The sequence below is a fragment of the Rhodoplanes sp. P11 genome, assembly GCF_964266735.1.
Lineage (GTDB): Bacteria > Pseudomonadota > Alphaproteobacteria > Rhizobiales > Xanthobacteraceae > Rhodoplanes > Rhodoplanes serenus.
Map to the genome: position 1 here is coordinate 607,584 of NZ_CAXWGY010000016.1, position 13,770 is coordinate 621,353.

Consider the following 13,770-nt stretch of genomic DNA (forward strand, 5'->3'; position numbering starts at 1 on the left):
GCCGGGTGCGCCCGCGGCGCCACGGAGGCGTCCGGTCACCGTCCTCGGATCGCCCCAATTGTCGCGATCCTGTGCGTCGCGACCTCTTGCGTCGCGATCCTGTGCGTCGCCATCCCGGTAGACGGATGGTAAGCAGGCCACGGCTCGCGGTGCATCGCGGTGCGGCACGGGCCACGGACGACGACCGGCACGACGCCGGGCGCCGCCCGCCTGCGACGATCGACCCTGGACGGCCCGCATGTCTCCTCCCCCGACCGAGCGCGACCTTCGCCTCGATCTCTTCCGCGGCCTCGCCCTGTGGCTGATCTTCCTCGACCACATCCCGTCGAACGTCGTGAGCTGGATCACCATCCGCAACTACGGCTTCAGCGACGCCACCGAGATCTTCGTCTTCATCTCGGGCTACACGGCCGCCTTCGTGTACGGCGCCACCATGCGGGAGCGCGGCTTCGTGGTGGCGAGCGCCCGCATCCTGCGGCGCGCCTGGCAGGTCTACGTCGCCCACATCTTCCTGTTCACCATCTACATGGCCGAGATCGCCTATGTGGCGGCGAGCTTCGAGAACCCGCTCTACGCCGAGGAAATGGGCGTCTTCGAGTTCCTGCGGCAGCCCGACGTGACGCTGGTGCAGGCGCTGCTGCTCAAGTTCAAGCCCGCCAACATGGACGTTCTACCGCTCTACATCGCGCTGCTCGCGGCCTTTCCGCCCTATGTGTGGCTGCTGCTGCGGTCCCCCACCGTGGCGCTGTTCGTGACCGTGGCGATCTACGCGGTGGCCTGGGAGTTCGGCGTCAACCTGCCCGCCTATCCGAGCGGCCACTGGGTGTTCAATCCGTTCGCCTGGCAGCTCCTGTTCGCCTTCGGGGCGTGGTGCGCGCTCGGCGGCATGACGCGGATCGGCGGCTTCATCCGGTCCCCCTGGGTGGTCGGGCTCGCGATCGTCTATCTCGTGCTGTCCTTCGCGATCGTGCTGACCTGGTACGTGCCGCCATGGACCCGCTGGGTCCCTAAGGCGTTGGCGGAGTGGATGTATCCGATCGACAAGACCAATCTCGACGTGCTCCGGCTGGCCCACTTCTTCGCCCTCGCGGTGCTGACCGTGCGGTTCGTGCCGGCCGGCTGGCCGGTGCTGCGGTCGCGCTGGCTGCGGCCGGCGGTGCTGTGCGGCCAGCACTCCCTCGAAGTCTTCTGCATGGGGGTGTTCCTGGCCTTCGCGGCGCACTTCCTCATGGCGGAGGTGTCGGACGGCATCGCCATGCAAGTGTTTGTCAGCACTGTCGGCGTTATGCTTATGATTGGGGCGGCGGCGCTGATGTCCTGGTACAAGACCATCGAGGGCCGCCAGGCCGGGGGGCGACCGCGAGCGGGCGCCGATCCGGCCGGGAGCTCGCCATGACCCGTGGCTCGCCAGGGACCGCGGTCACCATGATCGGTGGTTTATCATGACGGGTGCCGTTGTGGCCCGCGCCGTTCTCCGCCGTGCCCTGCCGGTCCTCGCCGGCCTGTTGCCGGCCCTGGCCGGCCTGTGGCTCGTCGGCGGCGCCTGGGCGGAGCCGGAGGCGGCTCTGTGCCAGGTTCCGGACGGGCTGGTGCAGGCGGACTTCCCGATGCCCCGAGTGGCCGAGGCGATCGCCGCCAAGCGCCTCGACATCGCCGTGCTGGGCAGCGCCTCGTCGGCGCTCGCCGGCCCCGCCGGCAGCGGCAAGTCCTATCCGGCCCGCTTCGAGGCTGCGCTCGCCGCAGAGCTGCCCGGCGTCACGGTCCGGGTCACTCCTTACGCGAAAGCCCGGCAGAGCGCCGCCGAGATGGAGCGCGAGATCGCCCCGGTGCTGGCCGCCCAGAAGCCCGCCTTGGTGATCTGGCAGACCGGGACAGCCGACGCGATCCGCGGCATCGACCCCGAGGACTTCCGCACCGCGCTGGAGGACGGCGTCGCCTCGCTGCGCGCCGGCGGCGCCGATATCGTGTTGATGAACATGCAGTTCAGCCCGCGCACCGAGTCCATGATCGCGGTCTCGGCCTATGCCGACGTGATGCGCTTCGTGGCCCTCCAGCACGCGGTCAACCTGTTCGACCGCTTCGCCGTGATGAAGCACTGGAACGAGACCGGCGTCTTCGATCTGAACGCCGCCACCAAGAAGATGGACATGGCCGAGCGGGTCCACGACTGCTTCGGGCGCCTGCTCACCCGCCTGGTGACCGAGGGGGCCGCCTTGACAACCCAGGGCGAGAAGACAAACGATTGACGCCATGCCGCATTCATTCCTTCCCTGGCCGCGGGCCGCCGGGCTCGTCGGGATTGTCGCTCTCGTGCTCGCGGGGCTGGCCGGTGTCGCCTGCGCGACCGACGTGGCGGCGCCGCCGTGCCGGTCGCAGGCCGACCTGACCCGCTTCGCCGACCGCCTCGCCCGCACCGCCGAGCGCATCGCCAAGCATCAGCCGCTCACCATCGTGGCGCTGGGCTCGTCCTCGACGGCCGGCGCCGGCGCCTCCTCGCCCGACGCCTCCTATCCGAGCCGGCTCGCCGCCCGCCTGCGCGAGATCCTGCCGGACCAGCCCGTCAGGGTGCTCAACCGCGGCGTCAACGGCGAGGACGCGCACGAGATGATGGCGCGCTTCGAGGCCAGCGTGGTGGCCGAGAAGCCCGACCTGGTGCTCTGGCAGATCGGCACCAACGCGCTGCTGCGCGGCCACTCGCTTGATTCCATCAAGGCTCTGGTGACCCAGGGCGTGACGCGCCTGCGCGAGCTCGGCATCGACGTGGTGCTGATCGACCCGCAATACGCCCCCTCGGTGCTGGCGCGGCCGCAGGCCCGCGAGATGATCGACCTTCTGGCGGCGCTCGCCCGCGAGGGCCATGCCGACCTGTTCCCACGCTTCGCCGTGATGAAGCGCTGGCACGAGACCGAGCACATTCCGGTCGACACCTTCATCGGCGCCGACGGGCTGCACATGAACGACTGGAGCTACGCCTGCTTCGGCCGGCTGGTGGCCGAGGCGATCGGCGAGGCGGCGACCCGTCCCGCCACCATCGCGGCGGCGCCGCCGGTCCGTTCGGCGCCGCGCCCGGCACCCTGAGCCGCGCCGCGATTGCGGTCGCGCAAACGGCGAAGCACCGCACCACCCTCCGCGACGGACACGCCCTTGGCGGAACCGCCACCTCGGCCTATGTCGGGGGACGGATGCGGGCGGCAGGCGGCCGCCCGCCGACGAGGCGCAGGTCGACCATGACGAGCCATCCGCTGTCCGAGACCGCCGGCCCCGCGATCAGCCCGTCCGGCCGCATGGCCACGCCCCCGAACCGACCCGAGGCCGCGGCTCCGGCGCAGCCGACGGCCGCCGGCGGCGGCAGCGGCAGCGGGATCGGCCGCCGCGCCGGTCTCGTGCTGGCGGCGCTCGCCGCCGTGCTGATCGCCGGCACCCTCGGCCTGTGGGCCGTGTGGGGGCCGGCGGTGTTCTACGAGGTGATCCTGGCCGGCATCGCGGCCTGCTTCTGAGCCGGCGTCCCTGCCCTCCAACTCCCGAGGAGACGACAATCGTGGTGTCCCGCGCGTCGCGCATCGCCCTCCTGGCCGCCGTCTTCGGGCTCGGCCTGGTGCTGTGCTTCGGCCTCGTCCTGCTGGCGACCGGCCGGCTCGGCTCCGGCGGCGCCGTCCAGCAGGCGGCCGCGGTCGGCGGGCCGTTCCGGCTCACCGACCAGGACGGCAAGCCGATCTCGAACGAGGATCTGCGCGGCAAGCCGTTCCTGATGTTCTTCGGCTTCACCCATTGCCCGGACGTCTGCCCGACCGCGCTGTTCGAGGCATCCGAGGTGCTGCGCGCTCTCGGCCCCGATGCGTCGCGCACCGGCATGCTGTTCGTCTCGGTCGATCCCGAGCGCGACACCCCCGCCGTGCTGAAGGACTACCTGTCGAGCTTCGATCCGCATCTGCGTGGCGTCACCGGCACGCCCGAGCAGATCGCGGCCGTCGCCAAGACGTTCCGGGTGTACTACCGCAAGGTCCCGTTGGAAGGCGGCGACTACACCATGGACCACACCGCCATCGTCTACCTGATGAACAAGCAGGGCCGCTTCGTCGCGCCGTTCAACATGAAGCGGCCGCCCGAGGAGGCGGCGGCGGAGCTGAGAAAGTACTTCTGATCCGCCTGTAGCACGGCGCCTCTTCCCTCGCCCCGCTAGCCATGAGGGCGCCTCTTCCCTCGCCCCGCTCCAGCGGGGAGAGGGTGGCGAGGACCGCAGGTCCGAGCCGGGTGAGGGGCGTTTCGGATCGAACCGCGGCGCCCCCTCACCCGGATGTCTCGCGCGAGCGCGTGACATCCGACCTCTCCCCGCCAGCGGGGAGAGGTGAAGGCCGGCAGAGCGCTGTTCTACGCCGCGTCGGACACCTTGCCGGGCACCTGCCGCTCGCTCGCCAGCGCCGCCGCGCGGCCGTCACTCACGCCCTCGCGGCCCGCCTCGTGATACTCGGCGTCCTCGTTGACGGCCCACACGTCATAACGGCGCTCACCCGCCAGGATGTTCTCCGCGGTCAGCATCGCGGTCATCATGGCGTGGTCCTGGTTGTTGTACTTGTGCATGCCGTTGCGGCCGACGAGATGCAGGTTCGGATAGCCGAGCGCGATGTCGCGCCGGATGGTGGCGACGTGATCCCGATAGGCGTCGTCGTAGACCGGGTACGCCTTCGGCTGGCGCACCACGCAGCCGCCCGTCACCTCGGCCGCAGTGATCAGGCCGATCTGCGCGATCTCGCTCGTGGCGAGCGCGATCAGCGCGTCGTCCGGCGCCGACCACAGGCCGTCGCCCTCGAAGCAGAAGTATTCGAGCCCGAGGCAGGTCTTGCCGCTCGGCACCATCTCGGGCGACCACGAGCGGAAATTCTGGATGCGGCCGACCTTCACGGCGGGATCGTGGACATAGATCCAGTTGTCGGGAAACAGGTCGGGCTGATCGACCATCAGGGCGACGGTGAGGAAGTCGCGGTAGCGCAGCGCCCGCGCCTGGAAGGTCGAGATCGGCCGCGGACGGATCTTGTCGACGAGCTCGGCGAGCGGCGCCGACGAGATGACGTGCCAGCTCGTGTAGTGCTCCGGCCCGTCGGCGGTCGCCACCTCGATGTCCCAGAGCTGGCGGCGCGCGTCGTAGGTGAGCGAGACGAGGTCGCGTCCCATCCGCACCTCGGCGCCGCGCGCACGGATCTTGCGCGCCGCCGCCTCCCACATCATGCCGGGACCCTTGCGCGGATACCGGAACGTCTCGATCAGCGTCTTGACCACCGGCTCACCGGGCGTCGCCGGCTTCGGCCCACCGCTCCCGAACGAGCGGGCGAGCGCATTCATCACCGCGACCTTGAGATCGAGCCCCTTGATGCGCTGGGCGGCCCAGTCGGCCGAGATGTCGTCGCACGACATGCCCCACACCTTCTCGGTGTAGGTCTTGAAGAAGATCGAGAACAGCCGCTCGCCGAACTGGTTGCGCACCCACTCGTGGAAGGTCGCCGGCTCGCGGATCGGGGTGGCGCGCGCCTTGAGGTAGGACAGCACACAGGCGGTGCTCTCGACGATGCCCAGGTTGCGCAGCGCCTCCATGGCGTTGAGCGGATACGAGTAGTACTTGCCGCCGTAGTAGATGCGCGACAGCCGCGGCCGCTCGATGAAGTCGTCGGGCAGGATCTCGTTCCACAGGTCGACCACCTCGCGCGACTTCGAGAAGAAGCGGTGGCCGCCGATGTCGAACAGGAAATCGCCGTGCCGGACCGTGCGGCTGATGCCGCCGACATGCACCGGGTCCTTCTCGATCACGATCACGGACGGCGTGTGCTTGCTCAGGCAGTAGGCCGCGGTGAGCCCGGCCGGGCCGGCGCCGATCACGAACACGTCGGTGTGGATGCTCATCGGTCGAACACTCCGTTGCGGGCGGCGGCCGGCGCGAAGGCGTAGAGCCGGTGCCCGTTGTAGGAGACGAGGGCGGCGATCGCCGCGCCGATCACGGTGGCGGCCTGCGGGATGGCGCCGAGCACGGTGAGAACGAGGGCGGCGAACACCGCGTAGCTGGTGCCCTGGGCGACGGCGGTGACGACGGCGTAGCGCATCGCCTCCGCGTGCTGCCGGCGGCCGCTGGCCGCGAAGGTCAGTGCCCGGTTGAGCCGCCAGGTGACCAGCGTCGCCACCGCGAGCGAGACGAGCCGCACCGTCAGCGGATGATCGAGATGCTGCGGGATCGCGGTGAACACCGAGAGATCGGTGAGGAGCCCGACGCCGCCGACGCCGAGGAAGCGCAGCGGCCGCGGCAGGCGGGCCAGCAGCGGCGCCAGCGGGTCGCGCGCCGCGGCGCCGAGGGGCGGCCGGTCGACTGCCGACACCTTGCGCGGGGCGCGGTCCACGCCTCCGCCGTGCTCGTGGCTCGCCGCCGCCGTCATGCTCACGTCCCGCAAGGCCCCGTCCCGCAGCGTTCGGCCGACGGTCGGCCGCGCCGGCTCACGGAGCCGACTGTCGCAGCCGAACCTTAATGGGCGGAGTCGCGGCGACCGCGACGCAGCAGGGATCGCCCGCAGCCTTAACGAACCGTCAACGCGGGCTCGGCCCGGCGGGCGCGCGCCAGGATGCCGACGAGAAGCCCCAGCAGCGCCACCAGGCAGAATCCCGACAGGGACAGCGGCATGTCGCCCGGCACCAGCTCCGGGACCGGCCCGAAGCGAGCCGACAGGACGGCCGACTGGGCGAGGCCGAAGCCGCCGGCGACGACGCACAGGGCGTAGACGGCGCCGCGCTCGCCCGAACGGGCGCACCGGATCAGGTCGGGCAGCAGCAGGGCGAGCCCGACCGCCACGATCGTCAGATCGTAGTCGTAGGCGTAGGGACTGATCAGCAGCGAGGCCACCGCGGTGACCCCGAGGGCGTGGCGCACCGGCAGCCGACGGCTGGCCCAGGCCACCACCGCCAGCGCCAGGAGCGCCACCGCGACCTGCCCGGCCATGGCGACGGTCGGACCAGCGCCGAGGGTGTGAAGCGCCGCATAGGGCGAGACCATCCGGAACAACGGATAGTACCCATCCGCCAGGAACGTCTTGGCCTCGCGGATGCTGCCGGCGAGGGCGATCCACACGTCCGGGCCCAGCACCACGGTGGCGGCGAGGGACACCGAAAGCGCGGTGGCGGCCGCCGTGGCGGCGACGGACCAGCGGCCGGACAGCACCACATAGGCCGCGAACGCCATCGCGAGATGCGGCTTGATCACCATCAGGCCGAGCGGCACCCCGGCCCAGGCCCGCCCGGCGAGCAGCCCGCAACAGGCCCACGCGATCAGGGCCCCGGTGAGCAGCCCGTTCTGGCCGCAGCGCAGCGTCACCAGCACGACCGGCGTGAACAGGATCAGTGCCGGCACGGCACCATCGGGCGCCAGCCGGCGCAGCGCGGCCAGAAAGCCCCAGAGGGTACCGCCCATGAACACCGCATAGCCGAGCCAGGCCGGCAGCAGCGCCAGGGGAGCGACCACGAGGTCGAAGGGCGGCGGGTAGGTCCAGGGCAGGAACGGCGTGCCGCCGAACTCGGCTCGCAGCAGCCCCTGGAACTCGGAGAAGCGATAGGCGAGGGTGATCCGCCCCTGCCGGACCAGATCGCCGGCGAGCCGAAAGGCGTCGAAGTCGACCGGACTGCGCGCCGCCGGCCCCGGCGGCTCCAGGGCGAAGCGGAGCGCCGTGGCAGCGAGCACCAGGCCGAACAGCGCGACCAGCACGGCCAGATGGACGGTGCGCCGCGATACTGCCGACGGCACCGCCGCAACGCCCTCGCAGGCTCCCATGTCCGCCATCCCGCCCTGCCCCGTTCGAGCCCGCCGCCCCGATGGCCGGCCTCTCCCCCCGGGCCGATCGGCCGCCATGCTCGCAGGCTCCCCTTGCGGCGCCGTTAACCCGCAACCGCCCCCGGCTCCCGATGGCCGCTGCTGGCAGGGTCCGCCCCGCGCGGCCCTGCCGCCTCGACCGGCTCATGCCCGACCGGGCGGGATTTGCGGAAGGTCCGCCTTGCGGGCCATGACGGCCCTCCTATATGACCTTTCGAACCCGCCCTTCAGGGCGGCTGCCGTATTTCCAAGGGGCCGGACCCAAGGCATCTCTTGCAGGCGCGACGCCTGCGGACGCTTCCGGGTGCTGTTCAGGCTCGGCCGGCCTGCTGCGAAGAAAGGACAAGGACAATGGGCAAGGTCATCGGCATCGACCTCGGCACGACCAACTCTTGCGTTGCCGTGATGGAAGGCAAGACCCCGAAGGTCATCGAGAACTCGGAAGGCAAGAACACCACCCCGTCGATCGTCGCGTTCACGGACGACGGCGAACGGCTGGTCGGCCAGCCGGCCAAGCGCCAGGCGGTGACCAACCCGGAGCGCACCTTCTTCGCCGTCAAGCGCCTCATCGGCCGTCGCTACGACGACCCGATGGTGGAGAAGGACAAGAAGCTCGTCCCCTACAAGATCGTGCGCGCCTCCAACGGCGACGCCTGGGTCGAGGCGGACGGCAAGACCTACTCGCCCTCGCAGATCTCGGCCTTCACGCTCCAGAAGATGAAGGAGACCGCCGAGTCCTATCTCGGCCAGAAGGTGACCCAGGCGGTCATCACCGTCCCGGCCTACTTCAACGACGCCCAGCGCCAGGCCACCAAGGACGCCGGCCGCATCGCCGGCCTCGAGGTGCTGCGCATCATCAACGAGCCGACCGCGGCCGCGCTCGCCTATGGCCTCGACAAGCAGAAGACCGGCACCATCGCGGTCTACGACCTCGGCGGCGGCACCTTCGACATCTCGATCCTGGAGATCGGCGACGGTGTCTTCGAGGTGAAGTCGACCAACGGCGACACGTTCCTCGGCGGCGAAGACTTCGACATGCGGCTGGTCAACTACCTGGCCGACGAGTTCCAGAAGGAGCAGGGCATCGACCTGCGCCGCGACAAGCTGGCGCTCCAGCGTCTCAAGGAGGCGGCCGAGGCGGCCAAGATCGAGCTGTCCTCGACCAGCCAGACCGAGATCAACCTGCCCTACATCACGGCCGACGCCTCCGGCCCGAAGCACCTCACCATGAAGCTCACCCGCGCCAAGTTCGAGGCGCTGGTCGACGACCTCGTCCAGAGGACCATCGAGCCGTGCCGGCTCGCCCTCAAGGACGCCGGCCTGTCGGCGGGCGAGATCAACGAGGTGGTGCTGGTCGGCGGCATGACGCGCATGCCGAAGGTGCAGGAGGTGGTGCGCCAGTTCTTCGGCCGGGAGCCCCACAAGGGCGTCAATCCCGACGAGGTGGTGGCGATCGGCGCCTCGATCCAGGCGGGCGTGCTCCAGGGCGACGTCAAGGACGTGCTGCTGCTCGACGTGACGCCGCTGTCGCTCGGCATCGAGACGCTGGGCGGCGTGTTCACCCGCATCATCGACCGCAACACCACGATCCCGACCAAGAAGAGCCAGGTGTTCTCGACCGCCGAGGACAACCAGAACGCCGTCACCATCCGGGTCTTCCAGGGCGAGCGCGAGATGGCGGCCGACAACAAGCTGCTCGGCCAGTTCGACCTGATGGGCATCCCGCCGGCGCCGCGCGGCGTGCCGCAGATCGAGGTGTCGTTCGACATCGACGCCAACGGCATCGTCAACGTGTCGGCGAAGGACAAGGCGACCGCCAAGGAGCAGCAGATCCGCATCCAGGCGTCGGGCGGCCTGTCGCAGTCCGACATCGAGCGGATGGTGAAGGACGCCGAGGCGCACTCGGAGGACGACAAGAAGCGCAAGGCCGCGGTGGAAGCCAAGAACCACGGCGAGGCGCTGCTGCACTCCACCGAGAAGGCGCTGGCCGAGCACGGCTCCAAGGTGGGCGACAACGAGCGTCGCGCCATCGAGGACGCCCTGAGCGATCTGCGCGAGGCCCTCAAGGGCGACGACGCCGAGGTGATCCGCACCAAGACCAACACGCTCGCCCAGGCGTCCATGAAGCTCGGCGAGGCGATGTACAAGCAGCAGGACGGCGGCGGCGACGCCGGCCCTGGCGCCACCGGCGCGGCGGGTGCCGCGGGCGCCAAGAAGGAAGACGTGGTCGACGCGGAGTTCACCGAGGTCGACGACGACAAGAAGAACAAGAAGAGCGCCTGACCGTGGCTTCGGCCACGGGCCCGCACGACGTGATGGCCGGGGCATTCCCGGCCATTCGCGTGTGGTCTTCGGCGGTGCGCCGCGCGGGCGCCCATCTCGTCCCGGCGGGTCCGGGGTGGACGCCCCGGGCCGCACGCGGCCCGTCCGAGGCGTTGCGGCCACCCGCAGAGGCGAATAAGAAATCCCTCGATGATCCCCCCTCGGCCTGTCGACCGATGATCGCAGATTGCGAGCCGTCGATCGGCGCCGCACGAACCACCCGGTCGCTGCCGGATCGTTGACCTCGGAACTCACAGATCGACATGGCCAAGCGCGATTATTACGAGGTGCTCGGAGTCCAGCGCGGCGCCAGCGAGTCCGACCTCAAGACCGCCTACCGCAAGCTCGCCATGAAGTTCCACCCGGACCGCAATCCGGGCGACGCCGAGGCCGAGCACCGCTTCAAGGAGGTCAACGAGGCCTACGAGGTGCTGAAGGACGGCGACAAGCGCGCCGCCTACGACCGCTTCGGCCACGCGGCGTTCGAGCAGGGCGCCGGCGGCCCCGGCTTCGGCGCCGACTTCGCCTCGACCTTCGCGGACATCTTCGACGACTTCTTCGGCATGCGCGGGCGCGCCCGCGGCTCCGGCCGCGAACGCGGCGCCGATCTCCGCTACAACATGGAGATCACCCTGGAGGAGGCGTATCACGGCAAGGTCGCGCCGGTGCGCATCCCCACCTCGGTCACCTGCGAGGTGTGCTCGGGCACCGGCGCCAAGGCGGGCACCAAGCCGAAGGCGTGCGCGACCTGCGGCGGCCAGGGCAAGATCCGGCATGCGCAGGGCTTCTTCACGCTGGAGCGGACCTGCCCGGCGTGCCACGGCCGCGGCCAGGTGATCGACGACCCCTGCCCGGCCTGCGCCGGCGCCGGGCGCGTCACCCGCGAGCGGACGCTGTCGGTCAACATCCCGCCGGGGGTCGAGGACGGCACCCGCATCCGCCTCGCCAGCGAGGGCGAAGCCGGCATCCGCGGCGGCCCGGCCGGCGACCTCTACATCTTCCTGTCGATCGCGCCGCACGCCTTCTTCCAGCGCGACGGCGCCGACCTGCACTGCCGGGTGCCGATCTCGATGGTGACGGCGGCGCTCGGCGGCGATTTCGAGGTGCCGACCATCGACGGCGGCAAGACCCGCGTGAAGGTCCCGGACGGCACCCAGTCGGGCCGCCGCTTCCGGCTGACCGGCAAGGGGATGCCGGTGCTGCGCTCCAAGCAGATGGGCGACATGTACGTCCAGGTTGTGGTCGAGACCCCGCAGAGCCTCACCAAGCGGCAGCGCGAGCTGTTGACGGAGTTCGAGAAACTGTCGTCCACCGCGACCCATCCGGAGTCCGCCGGGTTCTTCGGCAGGGTCAAGGAGTTCTTCGGCAACCGCGCCTCGTCCTGATGGGTGACCCGATCGGGGTTGACCCGGGGCTCCGAGAGCATTACCCGTGACGTTTCCGTGACCAGCCGTTGCCGCGTCACAGCCAAGTTGTCGTCGCCATGCCGTTTCAGTCTGCTGTGGGCACCGCCAGGAAGGGCCTTCGCATCGACGACGATGTAAGGTTCATCCGGTCGTGGATCGAGAAGCCGCTCGCGATCGGGGCGGTGATGCCGTCCAGCAAGCCGCTGGCGCGCGCCATGGCGAGCTTCGTCGACCCCAAGGCCGACGGCAAGGTGGTCGAGCTCGGCCCCGGCACCGGCGCCATCACCGAGGCGCTGGTCGAGCACGGGGTGGACGAGTCCCGCCTGGTGCTGGTCGAGTTCAACTCCAACTTCTGCCGCCTGCTGCGCGCCCGCTATCCGGCCGCGACCGTCATTCAGGGCGACGCCTACCGGCTGCGCCGGCTGTTCGGCGAGGTCCTGCGCGGCGAGGTCTCGGCCGTCGTCTCCGGGCTGCCGCTGGTCACCAAGCCGCTGCGCACCCGCGTCCGCCTGCTCAACGAGGCGTTCGGGCTGCTGGAGCCGGGCGCTCCCTTCGTGCAGTTCACCTACTCGGTGGTGCCGCCGATCCCGCGCTCGCTCGCCCGTGTCCGGGTCGAGGCGTCGGAACGCATCTGGCTCAACCTGCCGCCCGCCCGCGTCTGGGTCTATCGCCGCGGCTGATGCGGCGTCGCGGCAAGCCTCGCCCCGCGTCCTCGCGGCTTCGTAAATTCCCGCTTCCGTCCGGTCGATCGTTGGCCACAATAGCCGCGATCCATTCGACGCGACTCGCGTCCCGACACATTGGCTCACGACTCACTCGCGGAGAGGACTGCCGTGGAACAACCGCGCGATCGCCTGATCGTCGCCCTCGACCTGCCGAGCATCGACGCCGCCGAGGCGGTGATCGACCGGCTCGGCGACAGCGTGACCTTCTACAAGATCGGCTACCAGCTCGCCTTCGCGGGCGGGCTCGCGCTCGCCGAGAAGCTGATCTTCAAGGGGCGCCGGGTGTTCGTCGACCTCAAGCTGCACGACATCGGCAACACCGTCGAGAAGGGCGTCGAGAGCGTCGCCCGCATGGGCGCCACCTTCCTCACCGTGCATGCCTATCCGCAGACCATGAAGGCGGCGGTGGCGGGCCGCGGCGACTCCAACCTTCGCATTCTCGCCGTCACCGTGCTGACCTCCTACGACGACGCCGACCTGGCCGCCGCCGGCTACGACTTCACGGTGTCGGAGCTGGTCGCCGAGCGCGCCGCCCAGGCACACGACATCGGCATCGACGGCCTCGTCTGCTCGGCCGAGGAGGCCGCCATGCTGCGCCCGAAAATCGGCCCCGGCATGGTGCTGGTGACGCCCGGCATCCGTCCGAGCGGCGCGGAGGTGGGCGACCAGAAGCGGGTGAAGACGCCGCGCGACGCCATCCGGGCCGGCGCCGATTATCTCGTGGTCGGCCGGCCGATCGTCGCCGCCAAGGACCCGCGCGCCGCCGCCGACGGCATCGTGGCCGAGATCGCGGCCGCCGCCGACGAGACCGCCTGAGCCGCGGGGGGAGGCGACACGCCATGCCGAAAGGTTACTGGATCGGCCGGGTCGAGGTGACCGACCCCGACGCCTACCGGCTCTACGTCGCGGCCAAAGCCACGGCGTTCGCCAAGTACGGCGCCCGCTTCCTGGTGCGCGCCGGCCGCTACGAGACCCCGGAGGGCGACAGCCGCTCGCGCAACATCGTCATCGAGTTCCCCGACTACGCGACGGCGCTCGCCTGCTGGGACGCGCCCGAGTACCAGGAGGCCCGCGCGCTGCGGCTCGGCAAGGCGGTGTGCGATCTCGTCATCGTCGAAGGCTACGACGGCCCGCAGCCCTAAAGCATTTTCCGGCGAAGTGGGACCCGGTTCGCGTCGAAAATGCGATCGAATAAGAACTTCTAGAGCGGGAGCCGATCCAGTTGGATCGGATACCGCTCTAGCCTCGGCGCCCTCTTCACCTCTCCCCGCCTGCGGGGAGAGGTCGGCGAGACGCGCAGCGGCGAGCCGGGTGAGGGGGCGGCTGGACCATGAAACGCCCCCTCACCCCGACCCTCTCCCCGCTGGCGCTAGGGCATGTACAGATTTCCGGTTGCGGCTGCGGCGGCGTGGATTTTGAACTGTTCGAGGCCGTGGCGGAACGTGATGGGGCCGGGCGGGCGGGAGGATGGATAGCCGTC

At 70.3% G+C, this 13,770-nt stretch carries 13 protein-coding genes; 10 read left to right on the plus strand and 3 right to left on the minus strand.

Annotated features, from left to right (window positions below; genetic code table 11):
• Positions 1-238 precede the first annotated feature (238 nt).
• The 5 genes from ACFQUV_RS14525 (at position 239) to ACFQUV_RS14545 (ending at position 4,141) form a co-directional block, all read left to right on the plus strand.
• Positions 239-1,396, plus strand: a complete 1,158-nt coding sequence (locus tag ACFQUV_RS14525) for an OpgC domain-containing protein (RefSeq protein WP_111384945.1) — start codon at positions 239-241, stop codon at positions 1,394-1,396.
• Positions 1,397-1,442: 46 nt separating this feature from the next.
• The gene (locus ACFQUV_RS14530) at positions 1,443-2,246 is read left to right on the plus strand and encodes a GDSL-type esterase/lipase family protein (RefSeq protein WP_129609021.1); all 804 of its coding nucleotides are present in this window, start codon (positions 1,443-1,445) and stop codon (positions 2,244-2,246) included.
• 4 nt (positions 2,247-2,250) lie between these two features.
• Positions 2,251-3,078 (plus strand): GDSL-type esterase/lipase family protein, encoded by an 828-nt coding sequence (locus ACFQUV_RS14535; protein WP_129609020.1) that lies wholly within the window; start codon positions 2,251-2,253, stop codon positions 3,076-3,078.
• Positions 3,079-3,227: 149 nt separating this feature from the next.
• The gene (locus ACFQUV_RS14540; protein WP_129609019.1) at positions 3,228-3,497 is read left to right on the plus strand and encodes a hypothetical protein; all 270 of its coding nucleotides are present in this window, start codon (positions 3,228-3,230) and stop codon (positions 3,495-3,497) included.
• Between the two features lie 44 nt (positions 3,498-3,541).
• Positions 3,542-4,141 carry an SCO family protein gene (locus ACFQUV_RS14545; RefSeq protein ID WP_165363874.1) on the plus strand — a complete coding sequence of 200 codons (600 nt, stop codon included), beginning with the start codon at positions 3,542-3,544 and terminating at the stop codon, positions 4,139-4,141.
• 227 nt (positions 4,142-4,368) lie between these two features.
• On the opposite strand, the gene ACFQUV_RS14550 is transcribed toward ACFQUV_RS14545, so the two are convergent.
• The 3 genes from ACFQUV_RS14550 to ACFQUV_RS14560 all read right to left on the minus strand — a co-directional run bounded on the left by ACFQUV_RS14550 (position 4,369) and on the right by ACFQUV_RS14560 (position 7,798).
• Positions 4,369-5,892, minus strand: a complete 1,524-nt coding sequence (locus ACFQUV_RS14550) for an NAD(P)/FAD-dependent oxidoreductase (RefSeq protein ID WP_129609017.1) — start codon at positions 5,890-5,892, stop codon at positions 4,369-4,371.
• Positions 5,889-6,422 (minus strand): GtrA family protein, encoded by a 534-nt coding sequence (locus tag ACFQUV_RS14555; protein ID WP_244601573.1) that lies wholly within the window; start codon positions 6,420-6,422, stop codon positions 5,889-5,891. Before ACFQUV_RS14555 ends, ACFQUV_RS14550 begins: the two co-directional genes overlap by 4 nt.
• 131 nt (positions 6,423-6,553) lie before the next feature.
• On the minus strand, positions 6,554-7,798 hold the full coding sequence (locus ACFQUV_RS14560; RefSeq protein WP_129609015.1) for a glycosyltransferase family 87 protein: 1,245 nt from the start codon (positions 7,796-7,798) through the stop codon (positions 6,554-6,556).
• A gap of 390 nt (positions 7,799-8,188) precedes the next feature.
• Between ACFQUV_RS14560 and dnaK the strand changes: the two genes are divergently transcribed.
• The 5 genes from dnaK to ACFQUV_RS14585 all read left to right on the plus strand — a co-directional run bounded on the left by dnaK (position 8,189) and on the right by ACFQUV_RS14585 (position 13,432).
• Positions 8,189-10,120 (plus strand): molecular chaperone DnaK, encoded by a 1,932-nt coding sequence (gene dnaK / locus ACFQUV_RS14565; RefSeq protein ID WP_129607860.1) that lies wholly within the window; start codon positions 8,189-8,191, stop codon positions 10,118-10,120.
• A 302-nt stretch (positions 10,121-10,422) separates the two neighbouring features.
• Complete coding sequence (gene dnaJ / locus ACFQUV_RS14570) at positions 10,423-11,544, plus strand: molecular chaperone DnaJ (protein WP_155480207.1); 1,122 nt, start codon at positions 10,423-10,425, stop codon at positions 11,542-11,544.
• A gap of 98 nt (positions 11,545-11,642) precedes the next feature.
• Complete coding sequence (locus ACFQUV_RS14575; RefSeq protein WP_111386432.1) at positions 11,643-12,245, plus strand: class I SAM-dependent methyltransferase; 603 nt, start codon at positions 11,643-11,645, stop codon at positions 12,243-12,245.
• Positions 12,246-12,398: 153 nt separating this feature from the next.
• Complete coding sequence (gene pyrF / locus ACFQUV_RS14580; RefSeq protein WP_129607861.1) at positions 12,399-13,106, plus strand: orotidine-5'-phosphate decarboxylase; 708 nt, start codon at positions 12,399-12,401, stop codon at positions 13,104-13,106.
• A gap of 23 nt (positions 13,107-13,129) precedes the next feature.
• Positions 13,130-13,432 carry a DUF1330 domain-containing protein gene (locus ACFQUV_RS14585; RefSeq protein WP_129607862.1) on the plus strand — a complete coding sequence of 101 codons (303 nt, stop codon included), beginning with the start codon at positions 13,130-13,132 and terminating at the stop codon, positions 13,430-13,432.
• The last annotated feature ends 338 nt before the right edge of the window (positions 13,433-13,770 follow it).

Bases quoted from the DNA above. Each gene is read 5' to 3' on its own strand.
- ACFQUV_RS14535 (WP_129609020.1), top strand. From the start codon at position 2,251: ATGCCGCATTCATTCCTTCCCTGGCCGCGGGCCGCCGGGCTCGTCGGG.
- ACFQUV_RS14550 (WP_129609017.1), bottom strand. From the start codon at position 5,892: ATGAGCATCCACACCGACGTGTTCGTGATCGGCGCCGGCCCGGCCGGG.
- ACFQUV_RS14585 (WP_129607862.1), top strand. From the start codon at position 13,130: ATGCCGAAAGGTTACTGGATCGGCCGGGTCGAGGTGACCGACCCCGAC.
- ACFQUV_RS14575 (WP_111386432.1), top strand. From the start codon at position 11,643: ATGCCGTTTCAGTCTGCTGTGGGCACCGCCAGGAAGGGCCTTCGCATC.
- ACFQUV_RS14525 (WP_111384945.1), top strand. From the start codon at position 239: ATGTCTCCTCCCCCGACCGAGCGCGACCTTCGCCTCGATCTCTTCCGC.
- ACFQUV_RS14530 (WP_129609021.1), top strand. From the start codon at position 1,443: ATGACGGGTGCCGTTGTGGCCCGCGCCGTTCTCCGCCGTGCCCTGCCG.
- dnaJ (WP_155480207.1), top strand. From the start codon at position 10,423: ATGGCCAAGCGCGATTATTACGAGGTGCTCGGAGTCCAGCGCGGCGCC.
- ACFQUV_RS14540 (WP_129609019.1), top strand. From the start codon at position 3,228: ATGACGAGCCATCCGCTGTCCGAGACCGCCGGCCCCGCGATCAGCCCG.
- dnaK (WP_129607860.1), top strand. From the start codon at position 8,189: ATGGGCAAGGTCATCGGCATCGACCTCGGCACGACCAACTCTTGCGTT.
- ACFQUV_RS14560 (WP_129609015.1), bottom strand. From the start codon at position 7,798: ATGGGAGCCTGCGAGGGCGTTGCGGCGGTGCCGTCGGCAGTATCGCGG.